Annotated in this window: 11 protein-coding genes; 2 read left to right on the forward strand and 9 right to left on the reverse strand. The window is 45.3% G+C overall.

Annotated features, from left to right (window positions below):
• Positions 1-90 precede the first annotated feature (90 nt).
• The 6 genes from NC994_RS16455 to NC994_RS16480 all read right to left on the reverse strand — a co-directional run bounded on the left by NC994_RS16455 (position 91) and on the right by NC994_RS16480 (position 10,212).
• A complete protein-coding gene (locus NC994_RS16455) occupies positions 91-5,514 on the reverse strand; it encodes a GAF domain-containing protein (protein WP_190437510.1) in 5,424 nt (1,807 codons plus the stop codon).
• Between the two features lie 122 nt (positions 5,515-5,636).
• Positions 5,637-6,224, reverse strand: coding sequence for a chemotaxis protein CheW (locus NC994_RS16460; protein ID WP_190437513.1), 588 nt, complete (start codon positions 6,222-6,224; stop codon positions 5,637-5,639).
• Positions 6,225-6,259: 35 nt separating this feature from the next.
• Positions 6,260-6,625: a response regulator gene (locus NC994_RS16465; protein ID WP_190412983.1), complete on the reverse strand. Its 366-nt coding sequence runs from the start codon at positions 6,623-6,625 to the stop codon at positions 6,260-6,262.
• Positions 6,626-6,654: 29 nt separating this feature from the next.
• Positions 6,655-7,872: a response regulator gene (locus NC994_RS16470; RefSeq protein ID WP_190437517.1), complete on the reverse strand. Its 1,218-nt coding sequence runs from the start codon at positions 7,870-7,872 to the stop codon at positions 6,655-6,657.
• A gap of 355 nt (positions 7,873-8,227) precedes the next feature.
• The gene (gene speY / locus NC994_RS16475; RefSeq protein ID WP_190428682.1) at positions 8,228-9,421 is read right to left on the reverse strand and encodes a deoxyhypusine synthase; all 1,194 of its coding nucleotides are present in this window, start codon (positions 9,419-9,421) and stop codon (positions 8,228-8,230) included.
• Between the two features lie 272 nt (positions 9,422-9,693).
• Positions 9,694-10,212: an O-acetyl-ADP-ribose deacetylase gene (locus tag NC994_RS16480; protein ID WP_190437520.1), complete on the reverse strand. Its 519-nt coding sequence runs from the start codon at positions 10,210-10,212 to the stop codon at positions 9,694-9,696.
• A 68-nt stretch (positions 10,213-10,280) separates the two neighbouring features.
• Between NC994_RS16480 and NC994_RS16485 the strand changes: the two genes are divergently transcribed.
• The gene (locus NC994_RS16485; RefSeq protein WP_190437524.1) at positions 10,281-10,721 is read left to right on the forward strand and encodes a hypothetical protein; all 441 of its coding nucleotides are present in this window, start codon (positions 10,281-10,283) and stop codon (positions 10,719-10,721) included.
• A gap of 200 nt (positions 10,722-10,921) precedes the next feature.
• On the opposite strand, the gene NC994_RS16490 is transcribed toward NC994_RS16485, so the two are convergent.
• Complete coding sequence (locus tag NC994_RS16490; RefSeq protein ID WP_190437527.1) at positions 10,922-12,013, reverse strand: response regulator; 1,092 nt, start codon at positions 12,011-12,013, stop codon at positions 10,922-10,924.
• Between the two features lie 212 nt (positions 12,014-12,225).
• The gene (locus NC994_RS16495) at positions 12,226-13,830 is read right to left on the reverse strand and encodes an ATP-binding protein (RefSeq protein WP_190437530.1); all 1,605 of its coding nucleotides are present in this window, start codon (positions 13,828-13,830) and stop codon (positions 12,226-12,228) included.
• Positions 13,831-14,037: 207 nt separating this feature from the next.
• Here NC994_RS16495 and cobO point away from each other — a divergent pair, with 207 nt between their 5' ends.
• Positions 14,038-14,712 (forward strand): cob(I)yrinic acid a,c-diamide adenosyltransferase, encoded by a 675-nt coding sequence (cobO, locus tag NC994_RS16500; RefSeq protein ID WP_190437533.1) that lies wholly within the window; start codon positions 14,038-14,040, stop codon positions 14,710-14,712.
• Between the two features lie 143 nt (positions 14,713-14,855).
• Here the strand turns inward: cobO and NC994_RS16505 are convergent, their stop codons facing one another.
• Positions 14,856-15,374, reverse strand: coding sequence for a hypothetical protein (locus NC994_RS16505; RefSeq protein ID WP_190412974.1), 519 nt, complete (start codon positions 15,372-15,374; stop codon positions 14,856-14,858).
• Between the last annotated feature and the right edge of the window lie 525 nt (positions 15,375-15,899).

A 15,899-nucleotide genomic window follows, 5' to 3' on the forward strand; every position in this document is an offset into this window, starting at 1 on the left:
TTCCCCCTACCAATTACCCATTACCAATTACCCATTACCAATTACCCATTACCAATTACCCATTACCAATTACCCATTACCAATTACCCATTAGCTAACTTTAAATCGACCCACGTTTGCTTGCAGTTCTTGCGCCAACGCTAGCAATTCCTTAAAGGATGCCGATACATCGGTGGCTCCCGTTGAGGTTTTAGTGGCGATCGCTGCCACATCGGTCATGGTTTTGGTGACTGCATCGGAAGCTTTGGATTGCACGACAGCCGCTTGGGCGATCGCTTCCACCAAGGCGCTGATCTGGGCGCTGGCAGTCGTAATTTTGTTCAGGCTTTGGCGGGTTTCATCCACCAGTTTCGTACCCGTAACGACCTGCTCGGTGCCTGCTTCCATCGCCGCTACCACCTCATTGGTTTCTGCCTGAATGCCTGCAACCAGCTTTTCGATTTCCGCCGTTGCTGCCGCCGATTGCCGCGCTAGCGATCGCACTTCATCCGCAACGACGGCGAAGCCTCGACCCTCTTCCCCAGCGCGTGCCGCCTCAATTGAAGCATTGAGCGCCAACAAGTTCGTTTGAGCGGCAAAGGTGCCAATTAGGTTCACCACTTTGGAAATCTTTTGCGAAGATTCGCCCAAACGCTTGACTTTTTTAGAGGTTTCTGCAACAGTTTCCCGAATCGCTAGAATCCCGTCCACCGTGCGGTTCATGGCAGCGTCACCCTCCTTCACAATCTGCGTCGCTTGTTGAACCGCAGCTTCCGCTTGTTCGGCATTGGCAGCAACCGCTCGAATCGAGGTGGACATTTCCTGAATTCGATCCAGAGCAGCTAAAATTTCCTCTGATTGCCGTAAAGCTTCTGCCGATAGCTCTTGAACAGAGACTTCATTGCTGCTGGTGGTTGCTGCCACTTGTTTGGCGGCGGTTTGCACCTGGCTAACAATTTTCCGTAAGCTACCGATCGTGGCATTGTAGGAGTCAGCAATCGTGCCGATTTCATCCTCAGTCACCTGCGCCCGAATGGTGAGGTCTCCTTTACTGACAGGATCGACTTCCAGCAGCAGTTCCAGCGCTCGTTTTTGCAGGGCTTCCTTGGCTGACCTTTGCTGTTCGGCATTTGCAGATTGTTGGCGGGTCGCTTCCTCTTGCGCCGCCAGCAAAGTTTGAATCTGTTCCAGCAGCGTCGCTTGGTTGAGGGCAATACCCACTTGAGTTGTCAACTGGGTGAACAAATCGATTTCACCCTTCTGCCAAATGCGAGTCCCCGAACATTGATGAGCAATCATCAAGCCGAATAGCTCGTTATCTACTACGATGGGCACGACCAAGTTGGCTTTGACTTGAAAGCGCTCCAACATTTTAATGTGACACTCGTTCAGACCCGCTTGATAAATATCCTCAATGGCACGAATGCGCCCTTTGTTGTAGCTTCCCCCCTGCGTCTCTTTCAAGCAGGTATCTTCGATTTTGACGCCTTGAGTGGGCATCCAACCCGTCGCTACAGATTCTGCAATTACCGTCCCATCCCAGTTCGCATCGAAGCGATAGACGATTAAGCGATCTGTTTTAAACGCGCGTCGCACCTCTTCGACCGCTGTATTCAGAATGTCTTCCAGCTTCAGAGATTCCCGAATGCGGAGGGTAATCATCGACAAAAGTTGCGATCGCGTAGCTTGAGCTTCTTTCTGTTCCAGATAGCTGATGCGGTCTATCGCCAAACCAACTTGAGTGGACAACTGCGTGCAGATAGCGACTTCAGACTGCTGCCAAGTCCGAGGGGTTGAACACTGCTGGGTACACATTAAGCCCAGTAGTTTGTCACCGCTAACAATCGGGGTGATCACATTGGCTTTGATTTTTAATCGCTCGTACAACTCAACGTGACAAGGGGCGAGATTCGCTTGATAAATGTCATCGATAACAAACACGCGACCTTTGCGGTACAACTCTACCCCCGCCTCTGAGTCGGTGAAATAGGTATCTGCTACTTTCATGTTCATGCAGGTCGGTAATCCAGGTGTCACCGCTTCCGCAACTACATTCCCACTCCAGTCCGGGTTAAAGCGATACAAAAACACCCGTTCCGCATTCAGGATTTGTTGAGCGCCAATCACTGCTTTCTCGAAAACCTCTTTGACATTGAGAGATTCACGAGCGCTGTTGGCAATATCTGCAAACAGTTGGGTCAAATTGGCTTCGACTTCTCGCTGTTTGGCTTCCGCTTCCTTCTGTTTGAGGAAACTAATTCGGTCTAATGCTAAGCCGATTTGAGTAGATAACTGCGAGCAAAAATCTACTTCATACTGCTGCCAAGTCCGAGGAGTAGAACACTGCTGCGTACACATCAAGCCTAATAGTTTGTCACCGCTGACAATTGGGGTGATTACATTGGCTTTGATTTTTAATCGCTCGTACAGCTCAATGTGACAACCTGTAAGATTGGCTTGATAGATGTCATTAATGACAAATACGCGACCCTTGCGATACTTTTCTACACCCACATTCGAGTCGGTGAAGTAAGTATCGGTCACGGTCATTTTCAGGCACGAAGGTAAGCCGGTTGTCACCGCTTCCGCAACAACATCTCCACTCCAATCCGAGTTAAAGCGATACAAAAACACTCGTTCCGCATTCAGGATTTGTTGAGCGCCAACAACGGCTTTTTCAAATACTTCCTTGACATCTAGCAACTCACGAGCGCTACTAGCAATATCAGCACATAGTTGAATGCGCTTAGCTTCAACTTCTTGCTGTTTTGCTTCAGTTTCTTTCTGTTCTAGGAAACTGATTCTGTCTAAAGCTAAGCCGACTTGAGTAGATAATTGCGAGCAAAAGTCTACTTCATACTGCTGCCAATTCCGAGGATTTGAACACTGTTGCGTACACAGCAAGCCTAATAGTTTATCACCGCTGACAATCGGGGTAATCACATTGGCTCTAATTCTTAATCGCTCATACAACTCAACGTGGCAATAAGTCAAACCAGATTGATAAATATCATTAATGACAAATACGCGACCATTGCGATATCTTTCTACCCCCACATTCGAGTCGGTGAAGTAAGTATCGGTAACAGTCATTTTTAGACAGGAAGGCCAACCCGGCATTACTGATTCAGCAACTACATCCCCACTCCAATCTGGGTTGAAGCGATATAAAAACACCCGTTCCGCATTCAGGATTTGTTGAGCGCCAACAACGGCTTTTTCAAATACTTCCTTAACATCGAGAGATTCACGAGCGCTAGTAGCAATATCGGCACACAGTTGAATGCGCTTAGCTTCAACTTCTTGCTGTTTTGCTTCAGCTTCCTTCTGTTCTAAGAAACTGATTCGGTCTAGAGCTAAGCCGACTTGAGTAGACAACTGGGAGCAAAAATCGACTTCATACTGCTGCCAATTCCGAGAATTTGAACACTGCTGCGTACACAGCAAACCTAATAGTTTATCACCGCTGACAATCGGGGTAATCACATTGGCTTTGATTTTTAATCGCTCATACAACTCAATGTGGCAACCCGTAAGATTGGCTTTGTAGATGTCATTGATGACAAACACGCGACCATTGCGGTATCGTTCTACCCCTGCGGGAGAGTCGGTGAAGTAGGTATCCGTGACGGTCATTTTTAAGCAGGAAGGCCAACCTGGAGCAATAGATTCCGCGACGATATCTCCACTCCAGTCTGGATTGAAGCGATACAAAAACACCCGTTCTGCTTTGAGGATTTGTTGAGTTCCTTGAACGGCTTTCTCGAAAATTTCTTTGACATCTAACGATTCTCTAGCGCTGGTGGCAATATCGGCACACAACTGTAATCGCTTGGCTTCAACTTCTTGTTGTTTAGCTTCAACTTCCCGCTTTTGCAAATAGCCAATCCGATCTATGGCTAGCCCTAATTGAGTGGACACCTGGGTACAGAAATCGACTTCAGACTGCTGCCAAGTCCGAGGATTAGAACACTGCTGCGTACACATCAAGCCGAGTAGTTTGTCGCCGCTAATCAGCGGGGTAATTACATTGGCTTTGATTTTTAATCGCTCATATAATTCAATGTGGCAAGGTGTGAGATTGGCTTTATAGATGTCATCAATGACAAAGACGCGGCCCTTCCGATAGAGTTCTACTCCCACCTTTGAAGAGGTGAAGTAGGTATCAGCTACCTTGATTTTCATGCAGGTCGGCAATCCGGGCGCTACCGCTTCGGCAACAACATAGCCACTCCAGTCTGGATTGAAGCGATAGATGAATACTCGTTCTGCATTCAGGATTTGTTGCGTGCCTTGAACTGCTTTCTTGAATACTTCGTGAATATCAAGAGATTCTCTGGCACTGGTAGCAATATCAGCACATAGTTGTAATCGCTTGCCTTCAACTTCTTGCTTGCTTAATAAGTCTTTAACTCGTGCTACCAAGTTATTGAAGCTGACAGCTAGAGTTTGCGTTTCAGTAGTCCCGCGAGGTTCAACGTAGGCATCCAAATTTCCGGCAGCAACCTGCTCTGATGTACCCGTCAATTCTTTCAAAGGAGCAGACCAGCGGCGTGCTAAACTCACCACAATGCCTGCACCTACGGCTCCCAAGGAAAGAAAAATTAGGACAAAAATTAGCCCATGCTCATTTCCTGCGGCAGCAATTTCCGAAAGTTCAATTGAGGTGACACTGACCAAATCGATGCCAGGAACTGCGGCAAGGCTATACTTTCTGCCGTCCCGATCGAATGAAGTACTCAGAACTAATTGTCCCTCTTGGCGAACGTAAGGGACAATGGTAAGTCCCTGGAGTTGACCTGTAGTGGCAACGTAGCTTGGTTTTTTCCCTAGGGTGGCGTTTTCCCCAAAATTAGCCTTTTGTACTTCTAGTTCGGCTAACAGAGCGGTGGCTGTTTGTAAAACCGCATCGCCACCCAATACTTCTTTTTGAGCGATCGCGCCATTAGATGTAATGGTACTAATAACGGCTTTGCTTGCCGGAGCCAAAATCTGAATTTTTTCAGTGTTACTCAGTCCTACATGCTCCAACGGCACCGCTAGTTCGTCAAAGTTAGCAGCACGCGCAACATCAATAGTTAAGGAATTTTCTGCCAAAGACGACGAAATCAAAGCATCCTTGACCTTTACGCCAGCCAAGTTGGAGGATAGCATCGCGTCATTCCATAATTTCGTCTCGGTGCGCCCAGATGCTTGATAATTCGTCATCCCCCAGCTCACGATACCTGCGATCGCTAGCGGTGCTAGTACCACAGGTAAGATTGTCCTCAACAATTGGCTGCGGAGCGTGGGGCTTTTAGATAGATTCAGTTGTGGAGGCGGCGGGTTAATGTGGTCTTGCTCTGTTTGCTCTAGCTGCTCTTTTCCCTTGTTCTCTACCTTTTGCTCAAGATTTTGAGAGCCGTTTAAATCTTGTTGGTTTGGAATGAGCTTAAGAGGAGGGGGTTGATGGCTAACACCTGTCTTGCGACCCCGGAGACGACGCTTAATATTGGCTTTTGTTGTATCTGATTGAGGATCGGAAGGCGTCTTCATAGTTTAAACTTTGCTAAAGGTAGATGAGTGTGGCGAGTTGAGTTGATTAAGGGATACAGATAGAGGTTAAAAAATTGAAATTCCAGACCCAAAGAAAGACATCTGGATATTCAAACAGCCATTCAAACTTCTGGCTTAGGCATTCCAGCCATGATGGATTCTCCCTCTAGAACCACCAGTATTTCACCATTTGATTTCAGCCAATATCCCCGTAAAAATGGCACCAATTCCGGGGTGACAGATGATTGCGGAGGAGATTGAATTAAATCTGGATCGCAGCTTTCGATGTCTTCGACTCGATTCACTACCAATCCCAGCATCTTTTTTCCTGTGATTTGGCTACCAGTTCGCTGTTTACCAAGGATTTGCTGTTCCCCATGAATCACAATGACTGTGTAGGTTGATCGGTTAATTGCCTGTAAGTATAAGGGAGTCAGCCCTACTAAATGACCGAGATCCGCAATCCATAAAATCTCACCGCGCCAGTTATAAACTCCCATCACCCAAGCTGGCATATGAGGAATGGGGACAATCTGACTAACTGGAATTGTCAGCACCTCTGTCATTTGGTGCATGGGGAATAGTGCGGTAATGTCAGGAAAAAGATGAAACCGCAAAAATTGCTCTCCCACGACTGCTTTATGTTCTGCGGTTGGGATTTCAAATTGTTGAATTAAAGCTTTGTTTCCAGACAAAAATTCAGATTCCATTGCTTGTCTCTTGACGGTGCTGACGAAGATTTTTCCTAACCTTTAATTAATTGATTAACAGTACGCAGTAGTTCCTCTTGATCGACTGGTTTTGGAATGTAGGCATCTGCTCCTTGTTTCATGCCCCAAAATTTATCCATATCAGTGCTTTTGGTGGAACACATCACGACTGGAATTTTGCTGGTTTCTGCATCTGCTTTGAGTTCGCGGCAGAGTTCAAAGCCGCTACGACCAGGCAATACAACGTCTAAAATGATCACATCAGGTTTATGGCTACTGATTTTTTCTAAGGCTTCTTCTCCAGTATTGGCTGTTAAAACATTTAATCCACCTCGTCGCAAGCAGCTAGCAAAAGTTTCCCTTTCAGTTAGGGTATCTTCAACGATTAAAGCAGTATGCATTGTATTAACGCTCCTAGGAAAAACAAAAATCAACTGACCACGAGGGAACTGTTTTTGAGGTGCTTGAGGTACTTGTTGGTTATCGCTAGCACCTTTTCTGCATCGACTGGTTTCCCCATGAAATCTGAAGCTCCGACAACCTTAGCTCGGACTCGGTCAATGATACCGTCATTTCCTGTCAAAATAATAATTGGGGTGTCTCGGAAAGCAGAAACTTTACGCAATTGGGTACAAATTTCATAGCCGTTCGTATTGGGCATTACCAAGTCTAAAAAGATGATATGAGGTTTGCGGTTTAATAAAGTAGCGATCGCTCGCATCGAATCTGGTACTGCCAAAAATTGATACCCGGCTGACGTAAGAATCTTTTCCATATTTTTGCAAACCAACGGGCTATCATCCACACAAGCAATGAGTGGTTTTCGAGTCGCCGCTTGAGCGGGTATTTTGCCTGAAGAAGTCGGAGGATTTTTAGCAGTTAATTCTGAAGAAGTCGGGGAAACTGGATTTGCTAAATCAGGAATATCATTTAACTCTACTAATCCAGTTTCAAGGTAAGGCAATAGAGATCGGGTTACTTCCGCAACATTGCGCTTAGTTTGAACCGCAATATCTCGTAAGGTTCTTTGCCCATCTAATAACAATGTCAGAGATTTATAAACGGTAGGCGAGGTTTTTTGTTGGAGTTGTTCTGGTTGCTTGATCGATGGCGCTCGATTGGGAAGCACATCAGAAATTTTAGCGATTTTCCAGGCTTGCCAAATTTCTTGAGTTTTCGCGATCGCTTGTTCGGCATCAATCAATAACAACTGGGGGGCTAAGGCATTTTCTTGCTTGATTTGTAATGCTTTTGGTACTTCTTGAGTAATGTCAAACAATAATTCAAGAACAATGCCTTGAATTATTTTTACAACTTGTTCACGGGTAATTTTTTGCTGCTTCAGCCATAAACATAACAAATAATATTCTCGACAGTTTTTGCTAAGATCGGAAGAAGTTTCAGAAATATCAGTTTGTAAACTAAGTTGATTCGGACTAACATTAGAACAATTTATTCCTAAATGTCTTTGCCACCTTCTAACTGGATGAGTTCCTCCAGTTGCGTACAAAATCCGACCCAGGTAGAAGTAAAGAATCCACTCTCGCCCCAAAGTACCTTTCAGGAACAGCCGCCCACTAAAGCGAGCTTCCTTCAAAGTAGTCAGCTTGCTAGCAAAAGCAGTAATCGTCATAGGTTGGGCGGTCATAATTCTTGATTCCTTCTTGCAAAGTTCGCTTGACTTTAGCGAAAACCAGAGTTTACATTTATAAATATTTCTGATAAAAAAGCCTATTAATTTAATTAATAGCACTATATAGAAATAACAAGTCTCAGTAATTTTACTGAAATATTTTTAGAATTTTAGGCGTTCCGTAAATTTACGAAAACCCCCTATTTTAATAATTTTTATTAAGATACGAGCAAACAATTTGATTTCACTTTGATAATAGTAAACTGAGTCTTAGTTGAGTAAACAATTAAGATAGTTTATTGAGCATAAAACGGAATAAAAAATCCCCCAAGTTGCATCAACCTGGGGGATTTGATCCAAAAGCAGCCTGCTATTGGGTATTAGGAATTAGCCTGCCGCAGGGATAAGTTGCTACAGGTTGTTCAGAAGCATTTTCGGCAACAGCGGCAGGAATTTCATCGGAAGGCTGGGTTTTTGCTGCTTGATAGTCCGTCCGCAATTTTGAGAACATTTCTTCTCGACGATCGTACAAGTGCTTCAGGGGGCGGGGCTGACATTGGTTCATCACGTAGGCGGCGATGAGAGGCAGGGCAATTGTGCTGTCGGTGTAACAGACAATGGTGCTAGGTAACTCTTCGGGGTCAATCTTGCCCCAGCTAACGGCTTCGCTGGGTGTTGCACCAGAGAGTCCGCCGGTATCAGGACGCGCATCGGTGACTTGTACGAAGTAATCGTGACCTCGTTCCTCTAATCCCAACACTTCGTGAAGTTGCGGTTGAGTTTGCAGCAGGAAGTTTTTGGGACTACCACCGCCAATAATCACGGCGGCGCTTTTGCCCTCTACGTCTGGGTTGCCGGTTTCACGAGCGCAGTAGGCGATCGCAGCTGTCTCATTCACATCAATGGCTGGATCTAACACTAAGTTTGAGCCTTCCAAGGACAATGCTGCTACGTTCATCCCAATCGAACTATCTCCGGGAGAAGAAGTATAGATGGGGACACCACATTCATAAGCGGTCGCCAATAAGCAGGAATTTTTCACTCCCAACTGCTTTTCCACTTCCCGGACATATTTGCCGAGCAGGTAGTGAAATTCAGCAGTTCCCATCCGTTTTTGGAACGGTTCTGCTTGCAAAATCTTTCGGATGAAGGCATCAGTTTCCAGCAGCACATCGTAGCCAAAGATAATGTCATAAATGCGAATGGTGCCTTCTTCGCGCAGTTTCACATCATCTGCAAACGGATTCCCCGCGTAGAGGTCGAAACCCAGCCCGAAATGCATATCGTGGTAAAGATTGGCACCCGTACTGATCATCCAGTCAATAAAACCGTGGCGAATTAGGGGAGCCAAAATTCCCACACCCATTCCAGCGGGAGTCATCGCGCCTGATAGGCTGACTCCGACGGTGACGCCCTCGCGCATGACCTCTCGGCTGAGCAAGTGACACATTTCCCGCAGACGAGCTGAGTTGTAGGCGCTGAAGTAACCATCAATTAGATCGACAACATTAATTGCTGTCGGCATGGGGGCGGGTGCGATTTTGTTACCGGGCAGTTGTGACATTTTTTACTTTTAAAAGAATGAACCGCATTGTCAACTATAACCAGCAAAAGCGAGTCAGAAACCCAACTGGAGCAGGAAAAATATAAGTGTGGGGAAAAGATAAATGAGCGCTAGAGCGATCGCACTCGTTGCATCCTCACGCAGATAATTTTGTCGGGTAAGCAGCGATCGCGATCGCGCCATCCCTTATCTGATTGAATTCTACTCAGTATCGGTGGGGTCTTTTTGCCCTTACAGCACTTAGGATTTTTTCAGGCGATCGCTACCTTGTGTTAAATAATTTCTTTGATCGCAGCCGAGTAAGAATTATAGGCAGTATCCCCAAAGCAAACGAAAATCGTCTGCTCTATCGAGGTAGTGCGCTCCAGAAACTTCTTCACTTCAGTTACAGCAATTCTAGTGGCGCGTTCTATCGGGAACCCATAGACACCCGTGCTAATAGCTGGGAAGGCAATGCTGCGTATCTCGTATTGCTCCGCCAACGCCAGAGAATTGCGATAACATCTAGCTAGCAGCTCATCTTCCTGGCGATCGCCCCCTCGCCAAATTGGGCCAACTGTGTGGATTATCCACTCGGCGGGGAGATTGTAACCTTTTGTAATCTTTGCTTCACCCGTGGCACAGCCCTTCAACTGGCGACATTCTGACAACAATTCTGGTCCAGCGGCGCGGTGAATTGCCCCATCGACGCCGCCACCACCGAGTAAGGAGGTATTCGCTGCGTTGACGATCGCATCTACCTTTTGCTGAGTTATATCACCTTGAACGATTGCAATTTTGCCTAAAATCATGGGATTTTTTCCCTTAGCACAAAAAACTGACCAAGACCGGCTGAGTCATAATTGCCATCATAGGGGTGTTGCAAAGCTCCCTGCGGGGATCGCAAAAGCGATCGCCACAATTCGATAAATCTCAAATTTTTGTAAACTGGAAAAAGGTCATTCTCATGGCTTTAATCCAGAGAAGGATTTTGTCTCAGTCCAGTCAATATGACAAGATGGCAAGCAATCTTTCCTCTCGCAATCCAGTTAGAGTTCAATCAGCATCTCAGAGCCAGCACCATAATCATTGGTCTAATTTTGAGGAAATGTTGCAACGGCTTCATGCAGAAGGTTTGTACATTCATCCCGATCATCTGGCAGAATTTCTGCTGGCGCATGGTATCCCTGTCAACCTCCGCTATGTACCCGAACATTTGAAGAGTAAAGCGGTTTTCATTAACGAGAACTACCAGGGCGATATGGCTCATTTAGTTGAAGAACCCGATGCTACTTCCAGCCAGTTTCCGTGGTTGAATTAAGACCAGATAATCGCTAATGGCTAATCGCTCGTGGCTAATTGTTAATAGTTATGGGCGATTAGCGATCGGCTCTCAATTAGAGATGTAAAATCAAAACTTTGATTTTTCCTCAGCAAGGGGAGAGATTTAATTTAGCAGTTTATTTACGTCTATTTACTGATAACAGTTGTGCTACAAATTGCACATAGTTTTAAATTCGTTCACATAGGCAGGGCAACACGCAGAATGGTTTTTTGAGTGGGAATACTCTCAATTGATAATTCGCCAGCGTGTAGTTCGGCTAGGCGTTTAGCAATGAGCAAGCCCAAACCAGAGCCTTGCTGTGAAGCGAGTTTGCGCTCAAATCGCATATAGGCTCCAATTGTCGCAATTTGCTCTGGTGTCATCCCCTGTCCGAAGTTGCTCACGGACAGTACAAAAGTGCTATTTTTACATCGACTGGCAACGCGAATTGCGGTGTTGGGAGACGAAAATTTACAGGCATTATCGATTAGTTCTTCCACAATTTTTCGCAATTTTGGCTCTGAAATTAAGACGGCAGCTTCTTGGAGGTCTAATTCCAAATCCATTTCCCGACAAACTTGCTTGGCTTTTTTAATCGCCGCTTCTGCGATCGCGCTCTTCGCTGAATCAGTTCGGCTGTTTTGTCTAAGATCCGCTATCTGAAGCGGATCGGTTCCGATTAGCTCTAATTGAGCGAAGAGTAAAAAATTCTGGACTAACTTAGATAAACGTTCCGCAGAGGTACGAATATCGACTGCCATTTCTAGAATTTCTTGCGGTTCTAGGGAGTCGGCTTCATCAATTAACATTTGCGAACAACACAAAATGCCATTGAGGGGAGTATGGAGTTCGTGAGGGAGGGAGAAAGAGATATTGCTGCGTAAATCATCGAGTTTTTTTTGCGAATGTCGCTCAATCGCCGCCTGTTTTTCCATCCGCGCTGCGATCGCTCTCAGTAATTCCGCTCTCGTAAATGGCTTGGTGAGGTAGTCGTCTGCACCCAATTCCATCCCTTGACGCCAATCGGTTTTCGCTGCTTTGGCAGTGAGAAAGATAAAGGGAATCGTTGCCGTGACAGGGTTAGAGCGAAGTGCCTTCAGAACGCCATAACCGTCGAGTTCCGGCATTAGCGCATCGGAGAGAATTAAATCGGGGATTTCTGCTTGAGCTAACTGCAACCCTATTTGACCATTTTCGGCTGCAATAGCGTCAAATCCCTCTGCTTCTAACAACTCCAGAATGTTCTCTCTGATAGATATTTCATCTTCAATTACCAGAATCTTTGCCATATCAGCGATCGCCTAGCAGGTAAGCAATTAAAAATTAAAAATGTCAGCTCCTAGGACTGCAAACAAGATGTTCGCTAGGATTGTCCAAATTCAATGCACAACAACCGAGCAGCTTTAATAAGGTTTGAGTATGTTCGGGGCACTTTCTTCTATACACCCAAACTTTCCTTTTAAATAAAGACTTTAGACTTTATCTTGCAAGAAAGCTTACCTTAGCACGGGCGGGTAGACCTTGCCTCTACAGCACTCTTCAGGGGTAGTCTTACTTTAAATTTAGTGCCCACACCCACTTTACTCTTAACGGTAATCTCACCCCCGTGAAGATCCACACACTTCTTAACGATTGCTAATCCTAAACCAGTTCCAGGGATGTTGCCGACATTCGCGGATCGATGAAATGCTTCAAATAAGCACTGACGCTCTTGCAGAGGAATCCCAATTCCTTTGTCTTCAATTTGGAAGACGATTGCATCTTTTTGTTGGGTAATTTTAAATCTGACTGGACTCCCTTCAGGCGAATATTTTATCGCGTTTGAAAGGAGATTGCTAAGAATATGTCGCAGCAATTTTTCATCTAGACTAAAGGAGGTAGATTTGCAATGATTAATCAAGTTAATTGCACGGGAATTGCCCTCATTCAGTTGCAATTCTTTCACTAATTCAATACAAAATTCTTCCAGATGCAGCGGTTCAGGTTTGAAGTCCGACTGTCCGGCTTCGGCTTTACCAATGATTAATACATCATCAAGCAGTCCAATCATGTGCTTAACAGCGATTTGAATGCGATGCAGGTGGATGAGTTTTTTCTCTTCAGACCAATTGTTACTGTAATGTTCCAATAATTCGGCAGAAGAGAGGATCGTACTCAGGGGAGTGCGGAATTCGTGGGAAGTCATGGAGATAAAGCGGGATTTTAGGTCGCCGAGTTCTTTTTCTCGCTCAAGCGATGCTCGCAGTTCTTCTTCTAATTGCTTTCGTTTGGTAATATCAATTCCTACTGTGACAGCCGCTTGATCTTGGTTGTATTTCTGCGCCACCATAAGATAATTTTTGATATTGCCGTCAACTTCTGCGGTCACTTCCTGAGAGGTTGTTTTCGTCGGGGAAGCAAAAAATTGCTCCACAAATTCACTAAAGTTGGAGCTACTATCAAAACAGCTAAGTTCCTGACCGACAAATTCCTCTGAAGACAAGTTAAAGGATGCAGCTAAATGCTGGTTGACGCCCAGGTATTGTAAATCCGAGCTAATCCAGGAGACAAATCCAGGCACGGCATCTAAGACGGCTAAAAGTTGGTTTTTTGCCTGTTGCAGCGCCAATCCCATTTGCTTATATGCTGCCATTGTAATTTCATGCACCTCTGACTGAGCCAGCAGAAGTTGATGCACGTCTAACAATTTATAAATTCCGGGTGCTGTTTGTACGATGATTGGTTCATAGATCAATTCAGGCGAGCGCTTCAAAGACTCCCGCACCGCTGCGGTAATGGAAGTATAACTGGGAAAAACTAGAATTTCGGTATGGTTAAATTGATAGAGCGATCGCAAACTTCGTTTCGACAGTAACTCCAAGCTGTAACGACGGCTCAGATATTCAAAAAAACGCCTGCGACTGATCATCCCGACTAGTTGGTTTTTATCCATGAGGATTAAACCCGGTAGTAGCGGTTTTTCCTCGAAAAGCCTGAGAACCTCTGCGGCTGTGTGGTTGTATTCAATGCAAGCCTCATACAGGGTTAATCCCTGCAATGTAGACTCCAAATTCAGATTAAGTTGCTCTGCACCTTGTTCAGAAGAGATTGATAAGGTTAAAGACATAAATCTTAAAAGAAGGTAAGTAAATTTATACTGAAATCAGTGTTGCTGAATCTATAGGCAAAATGGAAGGGGGGTTATGCCCTCTGTCTTGAAGTGATGACTGGGAGCGATTCCCTGCAATTAGAAGGAATTGCCGATGGCTTATCCTGATGCATATCCCTTTGGGGCTATTTTAATAGGTGTGAAAGTTTTTTCTAGGCAGACTTGATGACAACTCCTACCCCGACTGATTTAAATAAGAATTTAGAATCTGCTGACTTACTGGAGACAGAAACATCATCACTAACTCCAGAACAATACCAGCGCAAGATGCAGCGGCGCAAGGAAGTTCAAGAGCAGCGGGTGGCAAAGGCATCTCAGGAGAAAGGCTTAATTATTGTTAATACAGGCAATGGCAAGGGAAAAACCACTGCTGCTTTGGGAATGGTAATGCGATCGCTTGGTCACGGCTATCGAGTCGGGATCGTACAATTCATTAAAGGAGCCTGGGAACCCGCTGAGAAAGCTGTCCTCGGTCTCTGGGAAGGTCAGCTAGAGTTCCACGCGATGGGAGAAGGCTTCACTTGGGAAACTCAAGACCAACAGCGAGATATCCAGAAAGCGCATCAGGCTTGGGAAACTGGACTCAGCTTTATCCGCAATCCTGAATTTAAGCTAGTGCTGTTGGATGAAATCAACGTAGCTTTAAAACTCGGCTATTTGAGCGTTGAGGAAGTGCTAGCTGGGTTGGAGGAAAAGCCTGCGGATTCTCACGTTATTCTCACCGGCAGAGGTGCCCCAGCAGCCCTAATTGAACGAGCCGACTTGGTAACGGAAATGACCCTCGTTAAGCATCCGTTCCGGGAACAGGGCGTCAAAGCGCAGCCAGGAATCGAGTTTTGAAGTTCAAAAAATAAAGAAACCCGTTTTCTTCAAGAAAACGGGTTTTTGGAGGAGCTAATTGTTTTTCTGGTGATTAGTCCTTGGTTAGTAGCAACAAACTACTGACAACTACCTTGATTTGCACCGCCAAAGCTTACTAATTGTTAGAAGTTAACTTTACAAGCGTTCAAGATTTGCTGGTCGTTAGCGCTAATTTTGTTAATTGGGTGATAGCCCTGGAGCCGTAAACTATCTTCAATGGGCAACCGACTATCGGCAGAGGCGACTGGGGGGGCTTCGCTGAGGGCTATTGAGTGAGAATAGGTTGTACTGTCGTAGGGATCTTGAACGGTTAGATTGATTTGCTGTGCCCCAACCTTGCCGGAAAAACAACTATATTCTGAGGAAGGCATATAAAACGCACCCCTTACCTTTCCCTGACGCGCCTCAAATACTATATATTCTTGACCAATCTCTTCTGTCTTTTGGGAGCTACCATACAAATAAATACCGTCAGCCACTGAAGTGTCTGATGCTGGCATTTGTGCAAGGGAAACGGAATTTGTGCCAACGATTCCCGTCTTACTGAAGGATGTTGGTGCTTGCAATGCAACTGTGCTGGTTGCGAAGCTCATCGTTAGAAGTAATCCTAGGGCAGGTACTTCAAGCGGAAGCCGAGACATAAATTGCTGATAAAACTTGTTAAGCACCGTTTTTTCCCCCCTAGCAATTACGAGCAGACACCCTCAAGCATCTAATTACAAAGTACCTAATTCCTTAGGTGTAAAGCTTCACCCATTTGAATGAACCGTAGGTCATCCGAAAGGAGTTTTTTTTGTTAAGACAAGCAACGCATTCATCTTTGATTCCCGGTTATTAAATTGCCTTCTAAAATCAAAATGCGTATTTATACTCACTTTATTCACCCGTTTTATGAGCTTTCCCAAATCGGGTCAGTGTGGGCTTGTCTGTAGTACTTGTTCCTTAACTGTGGATGACTTCACTGGCACCCGTTCGAGTTCCCGAACTGCTTTACGAAACTTTACAAAAATATAAAAAAAGAGCAGTAACAGATTTTAGATGTCTACAAAAAACTTCAACAGGTAGACACATCTACTCGACAGGGGCTAAAAGCGGGGATTGAAATGACTGAAAAACCCGCCCTTACTTAGCTGTAAGGACGGGTTTTAGGAGCGATCGCTATAGGA

The organism is Trichocoleus sp. AS-A1, from assembly GCF_039962015.1.
Lineage (GTDB): Bacteria > Cyanobacteriota > Cyanobacteriia > Cyanobacteriales > FACHB-T130 > FACHB-T130.

Excerpts from the sequence above, each read along its gene's own strand:
- NC994_RS16455 (WP_190437510.1), bottom strand. The coding sequence starts at position 5,514 with ATGAAGACGCCTTCCGATCCTCAATCAGATACAACAAAAGCCAATATT.
- NC994_RS16460 (WP_190437513.1), bottom strand. The coding sequence starts at position 6,224 with ATGGAATCTGAATTTTTGTCTGGAAACAAAGCTTTAATTCAACAATTT.
- NC994_RS16465 (WP_190412983.1), bottom strand. The coding sequence starts at position 6,625 with ATGCATACTGCTTTAATCGTTGAAGATACCCTAACTGAAAGGGAAACT.
- NC994_RS16470 (WP_190437517.1), bottom strand. The coding sequence starts at position 7,872 with ATGACCGCCCAACCTATGACGATTACTGCTTTTGCTAGCAAGCTGACT.
- speY (WP_190428682.1), bottom strand. The coding sequence starts at position 9,421 with ATGTCACAACTGCCCGGTAACAAAATCGCACCCGCCCCCATGCCGACA.
- NC994_RS16480 (WP_190437520.1), bottom strand. The coding sequence starts at position 10,212 with ATGATTTTAGGCAAAATTGCAATCGTTCAAGGTGATATAACTCAGCAA.
- NC994_RS16490 (WP_190437527.1), bottom strand. The coding sequence starts at position 12,013 with ATGGCAAAGATTCTGGTAATTGAAGATGAAATATCTATCAGAGAGAAC.
- NC994_RS16495 (WP_190437530.1), bottom strand. The coding sequence starts at position 13,830 with ATGTCTTTAACCTTATCAATCTCTTCTGAACAAGGTGCAGAGCAACTT.
- cobO (WP_190437533.1), top strand. The coding sequence starts at position 14,038 with ATGACAACTCCTACCCCGACTGATTTAAATAAGAATTTAGAATCTGCT.
- NC994_RS16505 (WP_190412974.1), bottom strand. The coding sequence starts at position 15,374 with ATGTCTCGGCTTCCGCTTGAAGTACCTGCCCTAGGATTACTTCTAACG.